Source organism: Thalassolituus sp. UBA2590 (assembly GCF_002339775.1).
Classification (GTDB): domain Bacteria; phylum Pseudomonadota; class Gammaproteobacteria; order Pseudomonadales; family Oceanobacteraceae; genus Thalassolituus.
Window position 1 is genome coordinate 25621 of sequence record NZ_DDKU01000021.1, and the last position, 14723, is coordinate 40343.

Here is a 14723-nt window from a genome sequence, read left to right on the forward strand (position 1 = left end):
AAAAAGCCGATATCCCTCCAGGCTACTGGTTAGATTACGGCGGCACCTTTGAACAGTTGGAATCGGCCAGTCAGCGACTATCCCTTGTGGTGCCACTCACTTTGATGGTGATTTTGGGTTTACTGGTCATGGCTTTTGCATCACTCAAAGACGCATTGATTATTTTCAGTGGTGTGCCCCTCGCGCTCACTGGTGGCGTGTTATCACTGTATTTACGTGATATGCCGTTATCGATCTCTGCTGGCATTGGGTTCATTGCCTTATCAGGCGTAGCCGTTTTGAATGGTCTGGTGATGCTCGCTTTCATACGTCAACTTTGGCATGAGACGGGAGAATTGACCCAGTCCATCGTAGACGGAGCCATGATCCGACTACGGCCAGTCTTAATGACGGCACTTGTCGCAAGTTTGGGGTTTGTGCCGATGGCACTGAATACCGGTACCGGTGCAGAGGTTCAACGACCACTCGCGACAGTTGTGATTGGAGGGATTATCTCTTCAACTATCTTAACCTTGCTCGTACTTCCGGTGCTGTATCAGTGGGTCCACCGCCGAGATAACAAAGTTAGCAAATAATTGTCATACCCCGGCGAAAGCCGGGGTAGCTAACTCCGGCTGAGTCGTCGTGGCGATTAGCTGATGTACTAAATTATTTATAATAACAGAGGCCTGAAATTGCCGTCAGCAACTTCAAAGCAAGGGAAATATAATGAAAATACTTTTGAAAAAAATACCAACTTTATGGATTCAATTTCTGCTTTTTACCATTGTGATGCTGTCAGTATATCCGGTAACTGCTGATGACGAGGTTGCGCTTGGCCGCGTACAGGCACCGGTGACTATCATCGAGTACGGCTCGTTAACATGCGACTACTGCATCTATTTTCACAGAGAAGTACTGCCGCACATACAATCACGATATATCGATACTGGCCAAGTGCGTTTTATCTATCGTAATTTTCCAACCAGCAATGCGGCAATACGCGGCGCGGTGGCTGCGCGCTGTGCTGGTGACCTATACTATAAGATGCTAGATGTGTTGTTCGCGCGAGTAGGAGCTTGGGCCGAGGCGGATGATGTTGACAGAGCGCTGATTCAGCAGGCTGCCGCCCTCAACATAGATGAGGAAGACTTTTATGCCTGCATCAATGATCCGAGTCAAGACCAGGCTATAATAGCCGTGCAACTGCAAGCCAAAACAGAATTTGATATAATCGGTACGCCCACGTTTGTTGTTAATGGCAAGGTCGTACGGGGCAAAAAGACTATTGAGCAAATAGACGCTTTGATCAACAAAGCACTCTAGACTCTCGCCGGTCAGCCACCAATAAATCCGAATAGGGGGCAAAGTTATTCGCGCTTTTTAATACGAACATTTTGGAGGATGAAATGACTTTCGGGTATTGCCGGCAGGCGATCTATTCTCCAGGACGGCGATGGTTTTGATAATGATCACCGCCGCCTTGTGGAATCAGTGTATTGATCGCCGTTGCGTTTTTGTGATGCTCGTAAATACTTGCTTTATTCGCCATGCTTGTTGCCATGCTCATCATGTTTATCCATGTGAGCATCCCGCAAAATATCGATGCCACCATAGAGTGCAATGCATGCAACAGCGATCCCTACCAGCAAGTCCGGCAAATTTGAACCTGTCCAGATAACAATGATGCCCGCAAGTATCACGCCGCCATTTGCGACAAAATCATTCATGCTGAAAGTGGTCGCTGCGCGCAAATTTACATCTTTACTTTGCAATTTCTTCAACAGGTAGAGTGACAGAAGATTCACCACCGCTGCGATGACAGCCATCGTCATCATCATTGCGCCCGCAGGTTCCGATCCCTCAAAATAGCGACGAATCGCATCTAGCACCACGCCGCCGGCGAAGATTAATAGCATAATCCCGGAAAAACGTGCCGCGCCGCGCTTCCACGTGCGAGAACGAGATAAGGCAAGCAGACTTAATCCATACACAATAGCGTCGGATGAGTTATCAAGGCCGTTGGCGATAAGCGCGTTGGAGTCACCGACAAAACCCGTCGCCAAGAACCCCACCGCGATAGCCACGTTTAGCCAGAGCACAATCCAAAGCGTGCGACGCTTGTCAGCCGAATCGAGATCAAAATTGGCTTCACTCATAGGCAATATCTCCATGACCAGCACTCGCCCATAATTCAGCGCTGTCTATTTCATTGGAGTCAAAAAAGCGCATTTCAGCGGAGGGGAATAATGGGTCGAAAAGCTTCGTTCCCCATTCCTGCCAGTTCTTGTTACCCACGATAGCAATTCGGCCAAACTTATCCTGGTGTTTCGCATCGAACTTTAAATCGCGCCAAAGGCCGCTTAAGTCCCAGCCGGAGAAGTTGGACGCGAGCTCGATGAGCATGGGAACTGAAGCTGATTCCTTGGCCGCTATGCGCTCGAAGATCGGCACGAAGCGATCATAATCTGAACCTCCGGGCGTACCTCTGGCTTTAATTCGGACCAGTTCATTTTCTTCTGCTATATCAAGCATAACGTTTCCCTCTAGGCATTTTTAAGTGGCTGTTAGAGCAAGTATTCTGTAGATGTGACTACTCTCGTGACTATGGATTCATTATTGTGCAAGTGGGAGCACCACCAAACCAATCGCCAGCCAAGCATAAGCAATGATTGTAACACCAGCAATATCCAGTCCCCAATACTTCTATCTGCTGACATCGACCCTTCTTTTTTCGAATACCACCAATATATAAATACGCCCGATAGAGCGATAAACATTACGTTTAAGAAAAAAGAGTAATCTATTTTAAAAAATTCCCGATCGGTCATCGATTTGGGACGCAATTCGCGTAGAGCTGGGAAATACCGGCTCTAGGTCCACAATCCATCGTTATTTGCGCGAGATCGAAGAAGAGGCGTCAGCTCGATTGGATGATGAGGCTCTGCTCAGCCAGCCTATAAAAGAGCTTGTCGGACGCCTTGCCTCAGTGCTCCGCCAGGAGGCTCAATCTCTAGTTGAAGAACATCAAACCAAGCATCAAAGCCAGGTAAGGTCACTTACCGATCGCATTCAAGAACTCGAAAGCTCGCTTGCCAACACAAATAACACTTTAGAAACAAAAGAGCGTGAGCTGAAAGTCGTGCTCTCCGATCATGATGCCAGCAAAGCCTCCGAAGAAACGTTGAAAGCAAATGCTGCCAAAGCCAATCAAGCCAACGAAAAGCTTCAAGTACTGTTAGCCGAGAAGCAGGCTCAGATCGAGTCACTGGAAGAAAAGCATCGTCACAACCGCGAAGAGATGGAGCATTACCGGCAATCCGTTAAGGATCAGCGTGAGCAAGATCAACGAAAACATGAGCACCAAGTACAGCAATTGCAAGCTGAAATCAGGACTTTAAATCAAACACTCTCTGTTAAGCAGGGTGATATCACGCAGCTGAACAAAGACAACGGAAGATTGGCAGCTGAGCTTGGCGCCACACAGAAAACGGTTGCAAAGCTGGAAGCCGAGCAGCGCAAACTAATAACAAATTTGGAGTCGAAATCAGCAGAAGTCGAGTCACTCAAAACCCAACTATCCGAGCTCGAAAAACAATCAGAGTAACTCGATAAGCTTAAAAGGCTGAATGAAGAGCTGCTCGCCTGGAAAGCCCAGGCGTCTGTATCGATTGGCAAGCTGGAAACGGAAATCTCAATTAAGACAGAAATGATGAATCGTTTACTGGAAGAAAGAAGTAAAACCCCGGAAGCCAGTGGATGACCTGCTGCTCTCAGGCTCAGTAGGGTATTTGCTCTTATCGCTGGCCACCTCAGGCGCTTCGCAGACCCTATTGCTGTTTTCCGACAGAGAGGGCTCATACCCGGTCGGCTGCGCAATTTTAGCCCAAAGAGCGGTGCAAATCGATAGCAGAAGTCAGCGTTATATCGAATTACGCATACCATGCGTAATTGCGCGTAATTTCCAAAAAATCGAGTGGCGCCAGGGGTTTGCATTCGAAGTGGCTAAATTTGGGAGTTTTACCGGCCACCTAAAAACTTGTCTCGGATATTTTCAATAAAAACAGTAGGTTAGGCCAGCTTTGGTGAATTTTTCCAGGATGACGGCCGACCCTCTCTCTGGGACAAATTGGTGAAGCGGTTGCCTCAAGTCTCGCAGAGGCTGGATACATCGAAACCCCAAGGAAACAGCTATTTGTAGAGCGAATAAAGCACGCAGATGGAACCTACTTTGTTGGAATGTTAGGTGGTACCTTTTATGAATCGTCTATGTTTTCTGATGCTTTAGCTGAGGTCGTCAGCCCAATTGATTCACCAAGGTACTTGATCAGACGAAAGGGTAGTTATGGCCGCTCTGACTTTCATGCAGTACCGCTGAAGCTGGCCTTGAATAAAAGTAATGCTGAGGCCTTTCATCGAAACTGGGAGCGGTATGTCGGGCCGGCAGAGTTAATCTATACCCGAAACGCAGAGGGACGAAATGTCCTGGCGAAATCACGCCTTAAAGCGTTTTCATCGGCGTTTGCGCGGGAGGTTCGCCGGGAGGATCAGTGGCTTTGACTGCTGACTCTGTTTAAAAGCCGGGCTCCAATTTGAACTCCATGCGCTCCCCCGTTGCTGGGTGACCAAAATCCAGCTCTTTCGCGTGCAAGCAAAGTCTTGGTTCTGACTCCGCAGCATCGCCTGCGTAAAGCGTATCGCCAACAATCGGGTGTCCGATCTGCTGCATATGCAGGCGTAACTGATGCGAACGACCGGTCTTCGGAAACAGCGCGACGCGGGTATTACCGTTCTCCACAGAGAGTTTTTGCCAGCGTGTCAGTGCATAACGGCCGTCCGTGTGGCTGATCATCTGGCGTGGACGATTTGGCCAGTCGACGATGATGGGTAGGTTGATGCACCCCTGATTGCCGGATACTTCTCCCATCACGACCGCTTCGTAGACTTTGCGCGTGGTCTGGGCTTCAAACTGGCGCTGGACGGTATTCAGCGCTTTTTTGTCGCGGGCAAACACCAGAATGCCAGAGGTGTCCTGATCCAGCCGGTGAATCACCAGAATCTCGCCATAGCGTTCCTCGAGTCGACTGACGCAGGAGTCCTTCAGGTACCGCCCCGGCACGCTTAGCAGGCCGGCAGGCTTGTTGACGACGATGATGTCGTCGTCGATATAGAGCGGCGGGATCAGGCCGTCGTTCGGTATGTGGCGGGTATCCCGCTGTGAGGTGTGCCGACCCTCAGTCATGATGCTGGCGTCACCTGTTCGGCGGCGATCACTGCGCTTTGGTCTGGAGCATCTGGGAGGTTGCGGATCAGCATGGCACGCTTCATCGGCAAGTGCTCAAGACCGTCTGCCGGAAGGGTGACAATAAAGCCGGAGCCCGGTGCGTCGTCGCGCGGATTGCCACCGGTGTCGCGGATGTCATTCAACGTGTAAGTCACATTGCCCGCGGTGGTCATCAGCTCAACGGTATCGCCGTTCTGGAAGCGGTTTTTCACTTCAACGGTTAAACGACCATCGCGGACTTCGGTCACCTGACCCACGAACTGCTGATGTACTGAGGCTGAGTTCCCGCGCTCGTAGTTCTGGTATTCGTCGTGCACATGTCGACGGAAAAAGCCTTCGGTGTAGCCACGGTTCGACATGTTCTCAAGGGTTTCCATCAGGCCCCGGTCGAAGCCTTTGCCTGCCACTGCGTCGTCAATGGCTTTGCGATACGCCTGTGCAGTGCGGGCAACGTAGTAGTGCGACTTAGTGCGACCTTCAATTTTCAGAGAGTGAACACCCAACTCGACCAGTTTCTCGATATGCTGAATGGCGCGCAGGTCTTTCGAATTCATGATGTAGGTGCCGTGCTCGTCTTCGAACGCGGGCATGTATTCGTTAGGGCGGTTGCCTTCCTGCAGCAGGAATATCTTATCCGATGTTGCGCCGCGCCCGAGGGTTGGGTCGAATTCATTGACGCCTTTCGGAATAACATCGCCGCCGGCGGTTTCTTCCGCTTCGTGGGCGTCGTATTTCCAGCGGCAAGCGTTGGTGCAGGTACCCTGATTGGGGTCGCGATGGTTCATGTAGCCTGACAGCAGGCAGCGTCCTGAGTAGGCGATGCAGAGTGCGCCATGAACGAAAACTTCGATTTCCATTTCGGGGCACTTTTCGCGGATTTCAGCGATTTCTTCAATCGACAGTTCGCGCGACAGAATGATCCGGCTGACACCCTGACGACGCCAGAACTCGACGCTGGCCCAGTTGACGACGTTCGCCTGAACGGAGAGGTGAATGACCTGATCCGGCCACTTATCTTTGACCATCATAATCAGGCCGGGGTCTGACATGATCAGCGCATCCGGCTTCATTTCAATGACGGGTTCAATGTCGCGCATATAGGTCGCGATCTTTGAGTTGTGTGGCGCAATATTGCTGGCGACATAGAACTGCTTGCCAAGGTTGTGAGCGTACTCAATCCCTGTGGCAAGATTCTGCATGTTGAAGTCGTTATTACGCACGCGAAGGCTGTATCTTGGCTGGCCGGCGTATACAGCGTCAGCACCGTAGGCAAACGCGTATTTCATGTTGTTCAGCGTACCAGCGGGCGATAGCAGTTCTGGGGTAAAGGTCATGGTGTAGCCTCCGCGCAAATTCGAGCGCGGAGACTAGCATAATTTAGTATTTCTGGCAGCTGCGACGGATCAGGAGGACAACCCGAAAGGCGAGGTGTCAACGTCTGCGAGCGAGCGCAGAATGGCACCAGAGATAGGCCTTTGCTTTACATTGCTCAGGGCTGATGTCCATTCGCTGTCCAGCTCCTTCCAATAGTCGGCCAGTCCTTCACCGTCGCCGCCGAGAGCTTCAAGCTCCTGATGGAGATCGTTAATGTTGCCTCGTATGAGTGAGGTGTCATCCGAATCTTCATCAAACAGAGCCGCAAACGCTGTGTGGGTCGCAGAAAACACCAAAGCAGAGATGCGTCCATTGAGGGAGTCAGTGTTCTCGAAGGTGGCTTCCCAGTCAGAAAATGCGTTGTAGAAGCGTTCAAGGTTCGACTCTGACTTCAACTCACCGCTGATGAAAGCCCTGAGTTTTGATATTGCTTTTTTCCAGTGATCAAAGTTTGAAGCAGTCTCGCTTTCTTCAAGAGTCAGATGTGGAATGCAGCTGTCGATAAGCGCGAGACACCAGGCACTGCGGGCAATCGGACTGAGGTGTGTATCGGATGGCACTGATTGAGCTCCGTGATTATTGGTAGGAGGTTATTGTACAGAAAAAGTAGCAATGAGAGCTTGATCACAAGGTTATGGTGAAGCATGTATGACAGTTCTCGTTTTACAAAGTGGCGTGCCATGTAGTATTGACTTTGCATAAATCTCAGCGTTGTCTATTGTCTATTATGTGTACAGTTAAGCGGCAAGGCCTATGAATACTGAGCTTACACTGGTAGATGTTTCTGGCACGCAACTATCAGTCGATATTAATCAGCTCACCCCAATGGGATTTGAGAGCGTAATCAATCAGCGTGAACTCGCAGAACTGAGGGATGAGAGTGGCCGGTTTCGTGAATTCGAGATGCAATTGCGCGCCTCTAACGACGAGCAGAAAGCCCACCTTGAAAGTCTAGGCGTATGTCGCGTTCATTCGGTGAGACGTATATGCGCGGATAAATCGGTACTGTGCCTGCGTTTTGAAGCTTCTCCATGCGATATCTACAACCGTCTGGCTGGCGCAGGCGTTGGTAATATCAATATTCACCCCGTCCGCGAGCCATGCGAGATTCCAGAAATTCTAAGGCGTGCCTGACACGATTTCGAATAACCTTGCATCCGGGTGATTTCGCAGGAAGGCTTCCTGATCCTCAGTGACTGATAATGTCAGGGTAACACCAGTCGCAGAGTACTCTTCTTTATCGATGCTGGCGCCTGCTTCGCCCGCGATGTAGCGGGCTTGCGCTTCATTTTTGAAATCGCAGCTCAGGCAAACTGAGCTGACAGGTCGCCATTCAACCCAGTTTTCCTGATCGGTATTCATGATGGCATTTGATGCTGAGCCGCTATATGCACGCTGAAGACCGCCCATTCCCAGCTTTATACCGCCAAAGTATCGAGTAATCAGAATCGCGCAGTTGATCAGGTCGTGATGCTGCATCACTCTCAGTATTGGCGGACCGCTGGTTCCTCCGGGCTCACCATCGTCACTGAATCCTTCAGAAACCTGGCCTTCGGCATTCATCACGCGAAAGCCATAGCACACATGGTTGGCTTTCGGGTGCGCGTCTTTCAGTTCCTGCTGGCGTGCTCTGATCGCCTCAGTCTCGGTTACTGGCATTACTTCAGCGATAAAACGACTGTTTTTAACGTCTGTTTCGTAAGCAAAACTGATGAGTGGAAAGACGAGCATCAACGAACGCAGCGGTAAATATTGAAGCGTTTATCATCGGAAATCAGTTCTACATTTCTGAACAGCCGCTTCAGCACTTTGGTGTAGGGCAGGTGGCGATTGGCGACGACGAGGAGTTCGCCGCCACTACGTAGTTGATGAAAGCTTTCGTGAAACATGCTCTCGGCGATGGAGGTCAGCTGCTTGTGGCCATCGTGAAATGGCGGGTTGCAGATAACCGTATCCAGGGTTTCCTCAACCGACGACAAAATGTTGCCCTGACGTATATCACCCTTCAGAGAGTTGGCCCTGAGGTTTTCTCTGGCTGCGAGGGTTGCCAGCTGAGAGTCGTCGGTACCTATGATGGTTGCTTCCGGATTGTTGCTGGCAAGATGTACTGAGAGAATGCCGTTACCACACCCAAGATCACAGATAATTCCGGTCTGGTTGGAAGGTAAGTGCTTCAGCATTGCACGTGCCCCAGGGTCTGGGCGATCACCGCAGAAGACCCCGGCCGGTGCTGACAGGGAAAAGCCGTTGATTTCATAGCTGCGGGTGGATGGTAGCAGGTCTCTGAATCCGGCTAACCCTCGTATTTTTATCAGTCTGGCCTTGCGCACTACTGGCAGCTGTTCGTAGTAGCCAGCATGCTCCTCAAGCCAGTTTAATAGTGGTATTGGGATGTGCTTCGCCATTCCGGCAAGAAGAACCGTGGCATCAGGAGACACCCTCGACAGGTAGTGCAGTTGTTCTGCCAGCTGCTCTTTCTGCTTAGGAATACGGATCAGGACCGTTGAGTTTTCACCGTCAGATTTGACATGAGCGAAGGCATCAGACAGGTCAGGGTGGCTTAGAAACTCTGCTTCCGACAGTCCGTTTTCGCTCCGGTTCTGTTGTGTCGCTACTTGGGCGCAGAAACTGTCATGCCATATCTGAGCCTCTGGAAACGCGCAGGACAGGGCGCCGTAGCGATCATTCAATATGAGGCTGACCGGCTGGGCCGCCTCATTAATCAGGAATTCATCAGCAGCATCCCAAGGCATGCTGACGTTAGCAGGCACATCGGGATAGCACCGAAGGTTCAGATCGGCTTTAGGCCAGTGGGGCATCAGTACAGGTCTTCGTCGCGCTTATTGTTGTCCAGCAGGCTAAGCAGATCTGGATCTCTTTCTTTGGTTTCTTCTTCGCGCTTGTGTTCACGGTCTTTTTGCGAATCCACACGCTGCGTAGCTTCTTTCTTGCGTGCTGCTGCTTCCTGGTCGACTTTCAGTTGCTTTTTGGCTTCTGGATTCGACTCAAGGAACTTCTCGAAGACAGACTTATTTTTTTTGCTGGTACGCTTGCCGCTTTGACGATCGGTGCCAGCCTCTCGCTTTAGCTTTTTGATGCTTCCGGTTTTCACCTGATGGATGCGCGATAGCGAGCGGGTTTTCTTTTTACGGGTCATGGTGGCTGCTTCAGGAAAAGTGAAACCGCATTTTACCTGACTCACATGCTGTTTTCATCGGGTGTATACTCCGCACCATGTATATCTCACTGCTTATCCAGACTCTATCCATTACTGTGCCCGTCGTGCTGCTTGTCGTGTTGGGTGTTTACCTCCGGCATAAACAGCATATCGATGATGCTTTCGTAGCGACCTCATCGCGACTTGTGTTCAATGTGTCGTTGCCAGTGCTCATGTTTCTGGCGATTGTTACCGCTGACATGGCGGTTTCTCAGCACCTGCCTCTGGTGTGGTTTTCTCTGGCAGCTTCACTGGGTGCCTTCGTGCTTGTCTTTGTCGTATCGAAGATTATGGGGGTCGCACCGTATCGTCATGGGGCCTTTGTTCAGGGGGCTTTCCGGTCTAACCTGGGGATTGTCGGGCTTGCGCTGTGCCTCAATGCATACCCGGAAGAGGGCGCGATACTGGGAGCGCTCGTATTGGCTGTGGTTACGCCGGTTTATAATCTTCTTTCTGTCTGGGTACTTGCGTCCGGGGACAGGGATATTTCCTGGGGGCAGCAGCTGATGACGACTGCCCGTAACCCCTTGATTATCGCCATTGCACTTGCCGGTGTCGTCCGCAGTCTGGGTCTGGAACTGCCTCAGGTGCTTCTTCAGACCGGCGATATTCTTGCCGGATTAACACTCCCTCTGGCTCTTATAGGAATTGGTGCGTCACTGACAATGAGTCGGGCGCTGGTAGCGGACTCGGTGGTCTGGTCTGCCGTTGCCCTTAAACTGGTTGCATTGCCCGCGTTGATTATTATTTCCGCAGTTTATATCGGGATAACCGGGGCGGCGCTGGGAGTGATTGCTCTTATGTTTGCCTCTCCTACCGCAGCTGCCGCGTTTGTTATGGCTAAGAGTATGAATGCTGATAGCCGTCTAACGGCGGATGTGATCGCTTTGTCTACGCTAGGGTCAGGCGTGACGGTGACGACGATTATCTATGTCCTGAATCTGTCTGGGCTGTTATAGTTGCGACCTTAACAGAACCCTATCTTTCGTACGGAAATGCCGAGCAAAGACTATCTACTAATCTATGTGTCCAGCCTGCCAGATGATGCCGCAGCGCGCTTTGAGGTCGATCGACACATCGCCCTTGCCGGTGCTGTGGGCGCAGGACTTGCCTGGGATGCACGCTACGCTCAGTACGATTGGGAATTAGTGAAGAAGCAGATTGCTCAGGCGGACACCTTCTTGCTTTTGCTGGGTGAGAGCTATGGCCCAACCACGCCGACTGGGATTAGCTTTCAGCACCGTGAGCTGGTTTATGCACAGTCGTTGCACAAACCTGTTTACTATCTGATGCAGACGGGCATGGATGGCAGCCGTACTAGTGACGTCAGGCTACAGGAGTTGCGTCAGCAAGTGCGGAGCCAGGTGTCAGGCAAAATCTGGCACTTACTGGATGAACTGAGCGTCCATGTGAAAACTCTCCTGAAGAACTGGGAGCGCGATGTTAAGGCTCTTGCGCCCGTTGCCGACGACAGTGCGCGCATCCGGGCGGCAGAACGTTCGTTTCCAACGAAAGTTGCGCCACTTGGTACTCCACCAAGAAAAGACATCGAACTGATTGCACAGGCCAACGTGTATCGCGGAGGGAATCTTGCTCACCAGCTGGTTAAGCTACCTATGAAGACAGACAGAATCTGGAGAAGCGTTCTGCCGCTGTTGCGTCTCGGTGCCAGTGAAGATCGTCTCAGAACGCATATGGAACAGGTTTTGACTGCTGAGGTTAAGGCGAGATTGCTGTCGGATAACCCCGGAAGTCATGCAGTGGATGGTGTTCGTATCGAGCGGAATCAATTCAGAAGAGTTTTGGATGGTTGGTCATCAGAAGGGTATGTCGAGCATGTGAGGCAGGGAGCGCGCACGATCTGGTCGCTCCCGTCATAATGAGCGATTCAGCTACCTAGCAGACTCGACCGCTGTTCCCACTCGCTCTTCATGCTGTCGCATACTGTGTTGCATACATCGAAAATGAAAGGCGCAGCAATACTGAAAAATGCCATATTGCCTTCCTGGCGACGTTTCACGAGGCCGTGAGTGCGCAGAGTCGACAGGTGTTTGGAGACATTAGGCTGGGATGCGCCGGTGTTCTCTACCAGCTCAGTGACAGACTTTTCGCCGCTCTGTAGTTGGTGAAGTATTTTCAGCCGCATTGGGTCAGACAGGAGTCTGAATCTCTGTGCAATCAGCTCAAGCATTTCGTCTGACATAGATTCTGCATTGTTCGACATGGTGTCCGGTACTCGATGTATCGTTTCAAAAGCAATTCTCAGTCTCATTATATCGTATGGTTTGCATCTGAAATATAACCGTTAAGTTATTTTGTCATTCTATTTCGTAATTCTTCCCATGCTTTTGGGTATAAGACGGAAAAGCAACTCTCCATCGTGGTGGAAGTTACAGTCACTCTGTATACTTCGTGCAATTATGAAAAAGGCTTTTGTTTCAATGAATAAGAACCTCCAGACTGTCTTAGTAATCCTGTTGAGTGTTGTCTTCATGGCTTCCTGCTCTGAACCTCAGTCAGAGCTACGCCGTATTTCTGGGTTTACTATGGGTTCGCAGTATCACATCAGTTGGTTTGGTGGCGAGGCGACACCGACAGAGGTACACGAGCAGGTTGAGGACAGGCTCGCCCACTTGATTTCAGTCTTCTCTACGTATGAAAAGAACTCTGAACTGTCGCGCCTGAATTCCAATTCTGAGACGCTGGCGGGAAAGCCCGTGCAAGTAAGCCCGGAATTAATGTCGGTGCTTCAGGACGCCAGCTACATCAACCGATACAGTATGGGGCGTCTTGATGTAACCGTAGGGCCTTTGGTGAATCTGTGGGGGTTCGGGCCAGAAGAGCGAGAGGGCGTACCAAGCCAGGCAGAGGTAGATCAGCTTCTTGAGATGACAGGTATGAATAAGCTTGCTCTCGATAAGGAGAAAAACGAGATTCTGATGGACGTGCCGCTGTACATCGATCTGTCTGCGGTTGCTAAAGGTTGGGCTGTTGATGACATAGGTCTACTCCTGGAAGCCATGGAGATAAGCGACTATCTTGTTGAAATCGGTGGAGAGGTCCGTATCCGAGGTGCCAAACCCTCGGGTGACTGGCGTATCGCAATTGAGCGGCCCGTAATGGAAGTCGGTCATTCAGCCCAGAAAATCATCGCACCCGGAAATCACGCGGTCGCTACATCGGGAGATTACCGGAACTATTTTGAAGAAAATGGTCAACGGTATTCACACACAATTGATCCACTGACGGGTTATCCGATTCGTCACGCTTTGGCGTCGGTCAGTGTGATTCTTCCAACCTGTTCTCTGGCAGACGCCTGGGCTACAGCACTCAACGTGGCCGGGCCTGAGGCTGCCATGGCGCTGGCGGAAGCGAATGACCTGCCGGCTTATTTTATTATTCGTGATGGCGATGGTTTCAAAGAAGCCTCTTCATCAGCATTTGAGCGGATGTTTGGCTCTGCGGGCCACTGATCAGCCATATCATTCTGGAGTTTGATTATGTCGACAATTCTTGTTGCCTTCGGTGTTATGCTCACCATTGTTGCTGCTATGGCTATTGGTGTGATTATGGGGCGTAAACCTATATCAGGTTCGTGCGGCGGCATGAGCGCTATCGGCATGGAACAGGCCTGTGATGTCTGTGGTGGCGATAAGTCGCGTTGCGAAAAAGAGAGCAAAGAGGCAGCCAAGGCATCCGATGGTGCCGATTTTTATGATGCAACTAAGCGCTAATCCAGCAGTTCATTGATTATTGCCTACAATAGACATAACTGATTGCTATAACGGAGTTTCAGATTCATGGCGGAATACCATTACGACGTCGTCATTATAGGTGCAGGCCCTGCGGGTGAAGGGGCTGCGATGAATGCAGCCAAAAAGGGCAAGAAAGTCGCTGTCGTAGAAGACAAGAAAATGGTTGGTGGTAACTGTACCCACTGGGGGACGATTCCATCCAAAGCCCTCCGTCATGCGGTTAAGCAGATCATTCAGTTCAATACCAACCCAATGTTCCGGGAAATCGGGGAGCCGCGCTGGTTCTCTTTCCCTCAGGTCCTGAAAAGCGCTGAGAAGGTCATTGCCAAGCAGGTGAAATTGCGGACTGAGTTTTATGGCCGCAATCGCGTCAGCGTTTATACAGGCAAGGCTCAGTTCGTTGATGAGCACACGCTGGACGTTATGGCCGGTGCTCAGGCCAATACCCGTCTGACTGCCGATGAATTTGTCATCGCGACAGGTTCAAGCCCCTGGCGTCCGAAGGGGATCGATTTCGATCATCCACGTATTTATGACTCAGACACCATTCTCAGCCTTGAGCACACGCCACGTACCATTATTATTTACGGTGCAGGTGTGATTGGTTGTGAGTACGCGTCAATATTCTCGGGCCTTGGGGTTAAAGTTGACCTGATCCACCCGGGTGATCGCCTGCTCAACTTCCTTGATGATGAAATTTCTGATGCGCTTAGCTATCACTTGCGTGACAAGGGCGCTCTGATTCGTCACAGCGAACAGTTCTCTTCCGTTGAAGCTAATGAGCGTCACGTAACTATGACCATGGTTTCGGGTAAAAAAGTGAAGGCGGATGCTTTCCTTTGGGCTGCAGGTCGTTCAGGTAATACAGGCGGTCTCGGTCTTGAGAACGTCGGGCTTGAAACGAATAGCCGAGGTCAGGTTGATGTCGATGGTGAGTACCGTACGGCAGTGCCCCATGTGTATGCTATTGGTGATGTGATTGGCTGGCCGGCACTTGCATCTGCAGCCTATGATCAGGGCCGGGCAGCGGCGGCAATTATTTCGTCGCCAGAGGAGTTCCGTTTTGTCGATGAAGTACCTACGGGCATTTATACGATTCCCGAGATTTCGTCGG

General features: G+C 50.9%; 18 protein-coding genes. 9 read left to right on the plus strand and 9 right to left on the minus strand.

Annotation, left to right across the window (positions count from 1 at the left end):
- A partial coding sequence (locus B2067_RS01780) for an efflux RND transporter permease subunit (protein WP_301387269.1) occupies nt 1–575 on the plus strand: 575 nt, incomplete at its 5' end.
- Nucleotides 576–708: 133 nt separating this feature from the next.
- The gene (locus B2067_RS01785; protein WP_301179663.1) at nt 709–1305 is read left to right on the plus strand and encodes a DsbA family protein; all 597 of its coding nucleotides are present in this window, start codon (nt 709–711) and stop codon (nt 1303–1305) included.
- 215 nt (nt 1306–1520) lie between these two features.
- Here B2067_RS01785 and B2067_RS01790 read toward each other — a convergent pair whose 3' ends face one another.
- A complete protein-coding gene (locus tag B2067_RS01790; protein WP_068436093.1) occupies nt 1521–2138 on the minus strand; it encodes a cation diffusion facilitator family transporter in 618 nt (205 codons plus the stop codon).
- The gene (locus B2067_RS01795) at nt 2131–2514 is read right to left on the minus strand and encodes an STAS/SEC14 domain-containing protein (RefSeq protein ID WP_068436090.1); all 384 of its coding nucleotides are present in this window, start codon (nt 2512–2514) and stop codon (nt 2131–2133) included. Before B2067_RS01795 ends, B2067_RS01790 begins: the two co-directional genes overlap by 8 nt.
- 310 nt (nt 2515–2824) lie before the next feature.
- On the opposite strand from B2067_RS01795, the gene B2067_RS01800 reads away from it, so the two are divergent.
- Nucleotides 2825–3586: a DNA-binding protein gene (locus B2067_RS01800; RefSeq protein ID WP_301387301.1), complete on the plus strand. Its 762-nt coding sequence runs from the start codon at nt 2825–2827 to the stop codon at nt 3584–3586.
- 966 nt (nt 3587–4552) lie between these two features.
- Here B2067_RS01800 and B2067_RS01805 read toward each other — a convergent pair.
- The 3 genes from B2067_RS01805 to B2067_RS01815 all read right to left on the minus strand — a co-directional run bounded on the left by B2067_RS01805 (nt 4553) and on the right by B2067_RS01815 (nt 7197).
- Nucleotides 4553–5221 carry an RluA family pseudouridine synthase gene (locus B2067_RS01805; protein WP_301387270.1) on the minus strand — a complete coding sequence of 223 codons (669 nt, stop codon included), beginning with the start codon at nt 5219–5221 and terminating at the stop codon, nt 4553–4555.
- Nucleotides 5218–6597, minus strand: coding sequence for a tRNA 5-hydroxyuridine modification protein YegQ (gene yegQ / locus B2067_RS01810; RefSeq protein WP_301387271.1), 1380 nt, complete (start codon nt 6595–6597; stop codon nt 5218–5220). Before yegQ ends, B2067_RS01805 begins: the two co-directional genes overlap by 4 nt.
- A 69-nt stretch (nt 6598–6666) precedes the next feature.
- A complete protein-coding gene (locus tag B2067_RS01815) occupies nt 6667–7197 on the minus strand; it encodes a hypothetical protein (RefSeq protein WP_068441064.1) in 531 nt (176 codons plus the stop codon).
- A 193-nt stretch (nt 7198–7390) separates the two neighbouring features.
- On the opposite strand from B2067_RS01815, the gene B2067_RS01820 reads away from it, so the two are divergent.
- Complete coding sequence (locus B2067_RS01820; protein ID WP_068441062.1) at nt 7391–7771, plus strand: hypothetical protein; 381 nt, start codon at nt 7391–7393, stop codon at nt 7769–7771.
- Here B2067_RS01820 and B2067_RS01825 read toward each other — a convergent pair.
- The 3 genes from B2067_RS01825 to B2067_RS01835 are packed head-to-tail and all read right to left on the minus strand — an operon-like array spanning nt 7757 to nt 9794.
- Nucleotides 7757–8368 carry an IMPACT family protein gene (locus B2067_RS01825; protein WP_301387272.1) on the minus strand — a complete coding sequence of 204 codons (612 nt, stop codon included), beginning with the start codon at nt 8366–8368 and terminating at the stop codon, nt 7757–7759. The genes B2067_RS01820 and B2067_RS01825 overlap by 15 nt on opposite strands.
- Nucleotides 8368–9456 (minus strand): class I SAM-dependent methyltransferase, encoded by a 1089-nt coding sequence (locus tag B2067_RS01830; RefSeq protein ID WP_068441056.1) that lies wholly within the window; start codon nt 9454–9456, stop codon nt 8368–8370. Before B2067_RS01830 ends, B2067_RS01825 begins: the two co-directional genes overlap by 1 nt.
- Nucleotides 9456–9794, minus strand: a complete 339-nt coding sequence (locus B2067_RS01835) for a hypothetical protein (protein WP_068441053.1) — start codon at nt 9792–9794, stop codon at nt 9456–9458. The genes B2067_RS01830 and B2067_RS01835 overlap by 1 nt, the downstream gene beginning before the upstream one ends.
- 77 nt (nt 9795–9871) lie before the next feature.
- Here B2067_RS01835 and B2067_RS01840 point away from each other — a divergent pair, with 77 nt between their 5' ends.
- Complete coding sequence (locus B2067_RS01840; protein ID WP_068441050.1) at nt 9872–10813, plus strand: AEC family transporter; 942 nt, start codon at nt 9872–9874, stop codon at nt 10811–10813.
- 36 nt (nt 10814–10849) lie between these two features.
- The gene (locus tag B2067_RS01845) at nt 10850–11734 is read left to right on the plus strand and encodes a DUF4062 domain-containing protein (RefSeq protein WP_301387273.1); all 885 of its coding nucleotides are present in this window, start codon (nt 10850–10852) and stop codon (nt 11732–11734) included.
- 8 nt (nt 11735–11742) lie between these two features.
- Here B2067_RS01845 and B2067_RS01850 read toward each other — a convergent pair whose 3' ends face one another.
- Nucleotides 11743–12078 (minus strand): ArsR/SmtB family transcription factor, encoded by a 336-nt coding sequence (locus B2067_RS01850; RefSeq protein ID WP_084189078.1) that lies wholly within the window; start codon nt 12076–12078, stop codon nt 11743–11745.
- A gap of 217 nt (nt 12079–12295) precedes the next feature.
- Here B2067_RS01850 and B2067_RS01855 point away from each other — a divergent pair, with 217 nt between their 5' ends.
- The 3 genes from B2067_RS01855 to sthA all read left to right on the plus strand — a co-directional run.
- Nucleotides 12296–13327 (plus strand): FAD:protein FMN transferase, encoded by a 1032-nt coding sequence (locus B2067_RS01855; protein ID WP_301387274.1) that lies wholly within the window; start codon nt 12296–12298, stop codon nt 13325–13327.
- 27 nt (nt 13328–13354) lie between these two features.
- Entirely contained in the window at nt 13355–13588 is a 234-nt protein-coding gene (nqrM, locus tag B2067_RS01860) for a (Na+)-NQR maturation NqrM (RefSeq protein WP_068435307.1), read from the plus strand.
- A 66-nt stretch (nt 13589–13654) separates the two neighbouring features.
- The coding region (sthA, locus tag B2067_RS01865) for a Si-specific NAD(P)(+) transhydrogenase (protein WP_301387275.1) at nt 13655–14723 on the plus strand (1069 nt) is incomplete at its 3' end.

Coding starts and splice junctions, on each gene's coding strand:
- B2067_RS01825 (WP_301387272.1), bottom strand. CDS start 8,368: ATGCTCGTCTTTCCACTCATCAGTTTTGCTTACGAAACAGACGTTAAA.
- nqrM (WP_068435307.1), top strand. CDS start 13,355: ATGTCGACAATTCTTGTTGCCTTCGGTGTTATGCTCACCATTGTTGCT.
- B2067_RS01850 (WP_084189078.1), bottom strand. CDS start 12,078: ATGTCGAACAATGCAGAATCTATGTCAGACGAAATGCTTGAGCTGATT.
- B2067_RS01845 (WP_301387273.1), top strand. CDS start 10,850: ATGCCGAGCAAAGACTATCTACTAATCTATGTGTCCAGCCTGCCAGAT.
- B2067_RS01855 (WP_301387274.1), top strand. CDS start 12,296: ATGAATAAGAACCTCCAGACTGTCTTAGTAATCCTGTTGAGTGTTGTC.
- B2067_RS01795 (WP_068436090.1), bottom strand. CDS start 2,514: ATGCTTGATATAGCAGAAGAAAATGAACTGGTCCGAATTAAAGCCAGA.
- B2067_RS01790 (WP_068436093.1), bottom strand. CDS start 2,138: ATGAGTGAAGCCAATTTTGATCTCGATTCGGCTGACAAGCGTCGCACG.
- B2067_RS01785 (WP_301179663.1), top strand. CDS start 709: ATGAAAATACTTTTGAAAAAAATACCAACTTTATGGATTCAATTTCTG.
- B2067_RS01835 (WP_068441053.1), bottom strand. CDS start 9,794: ATGACCCGTAAAAAGAAAACCCGCTCGCTATCGCGCATCCATCAGGTG.
- B2067_RS01805 (WP_301387270.1), bottom strand. CDS start 5,221: ATGACTGAGGGTCGGCACACCTCACAGCGGGATACCCGCCACATACCG.
- B2067_RS01830 (WP_068441056.1), bottom strand. CDS start 9,456: ATGCCCCACTGGCCTAAAGCCGATCTGAACCTTCGGTGCTATCCCGAT.
- B2067_RS01820 (WP_068441062.1), top strand. CDS start 7,391: ATGAATACTGAGCTTACACTGGTAGATGTTTCTGGCACGCAACTATCA.
- yegQ (WP_301387271.1), bottom strand. CDS start 6,597: ATGACCTTTACCCCAGAACTGCTATCGCCCGCTGGTACGCTGAACAAC.
- B2067_RS01840 (WP_068441050.1), top strand. CDS start 9,872: ATGTATATCTCACTGCTTATCCAGACTCTATCCATTACTGTGCCCGTC.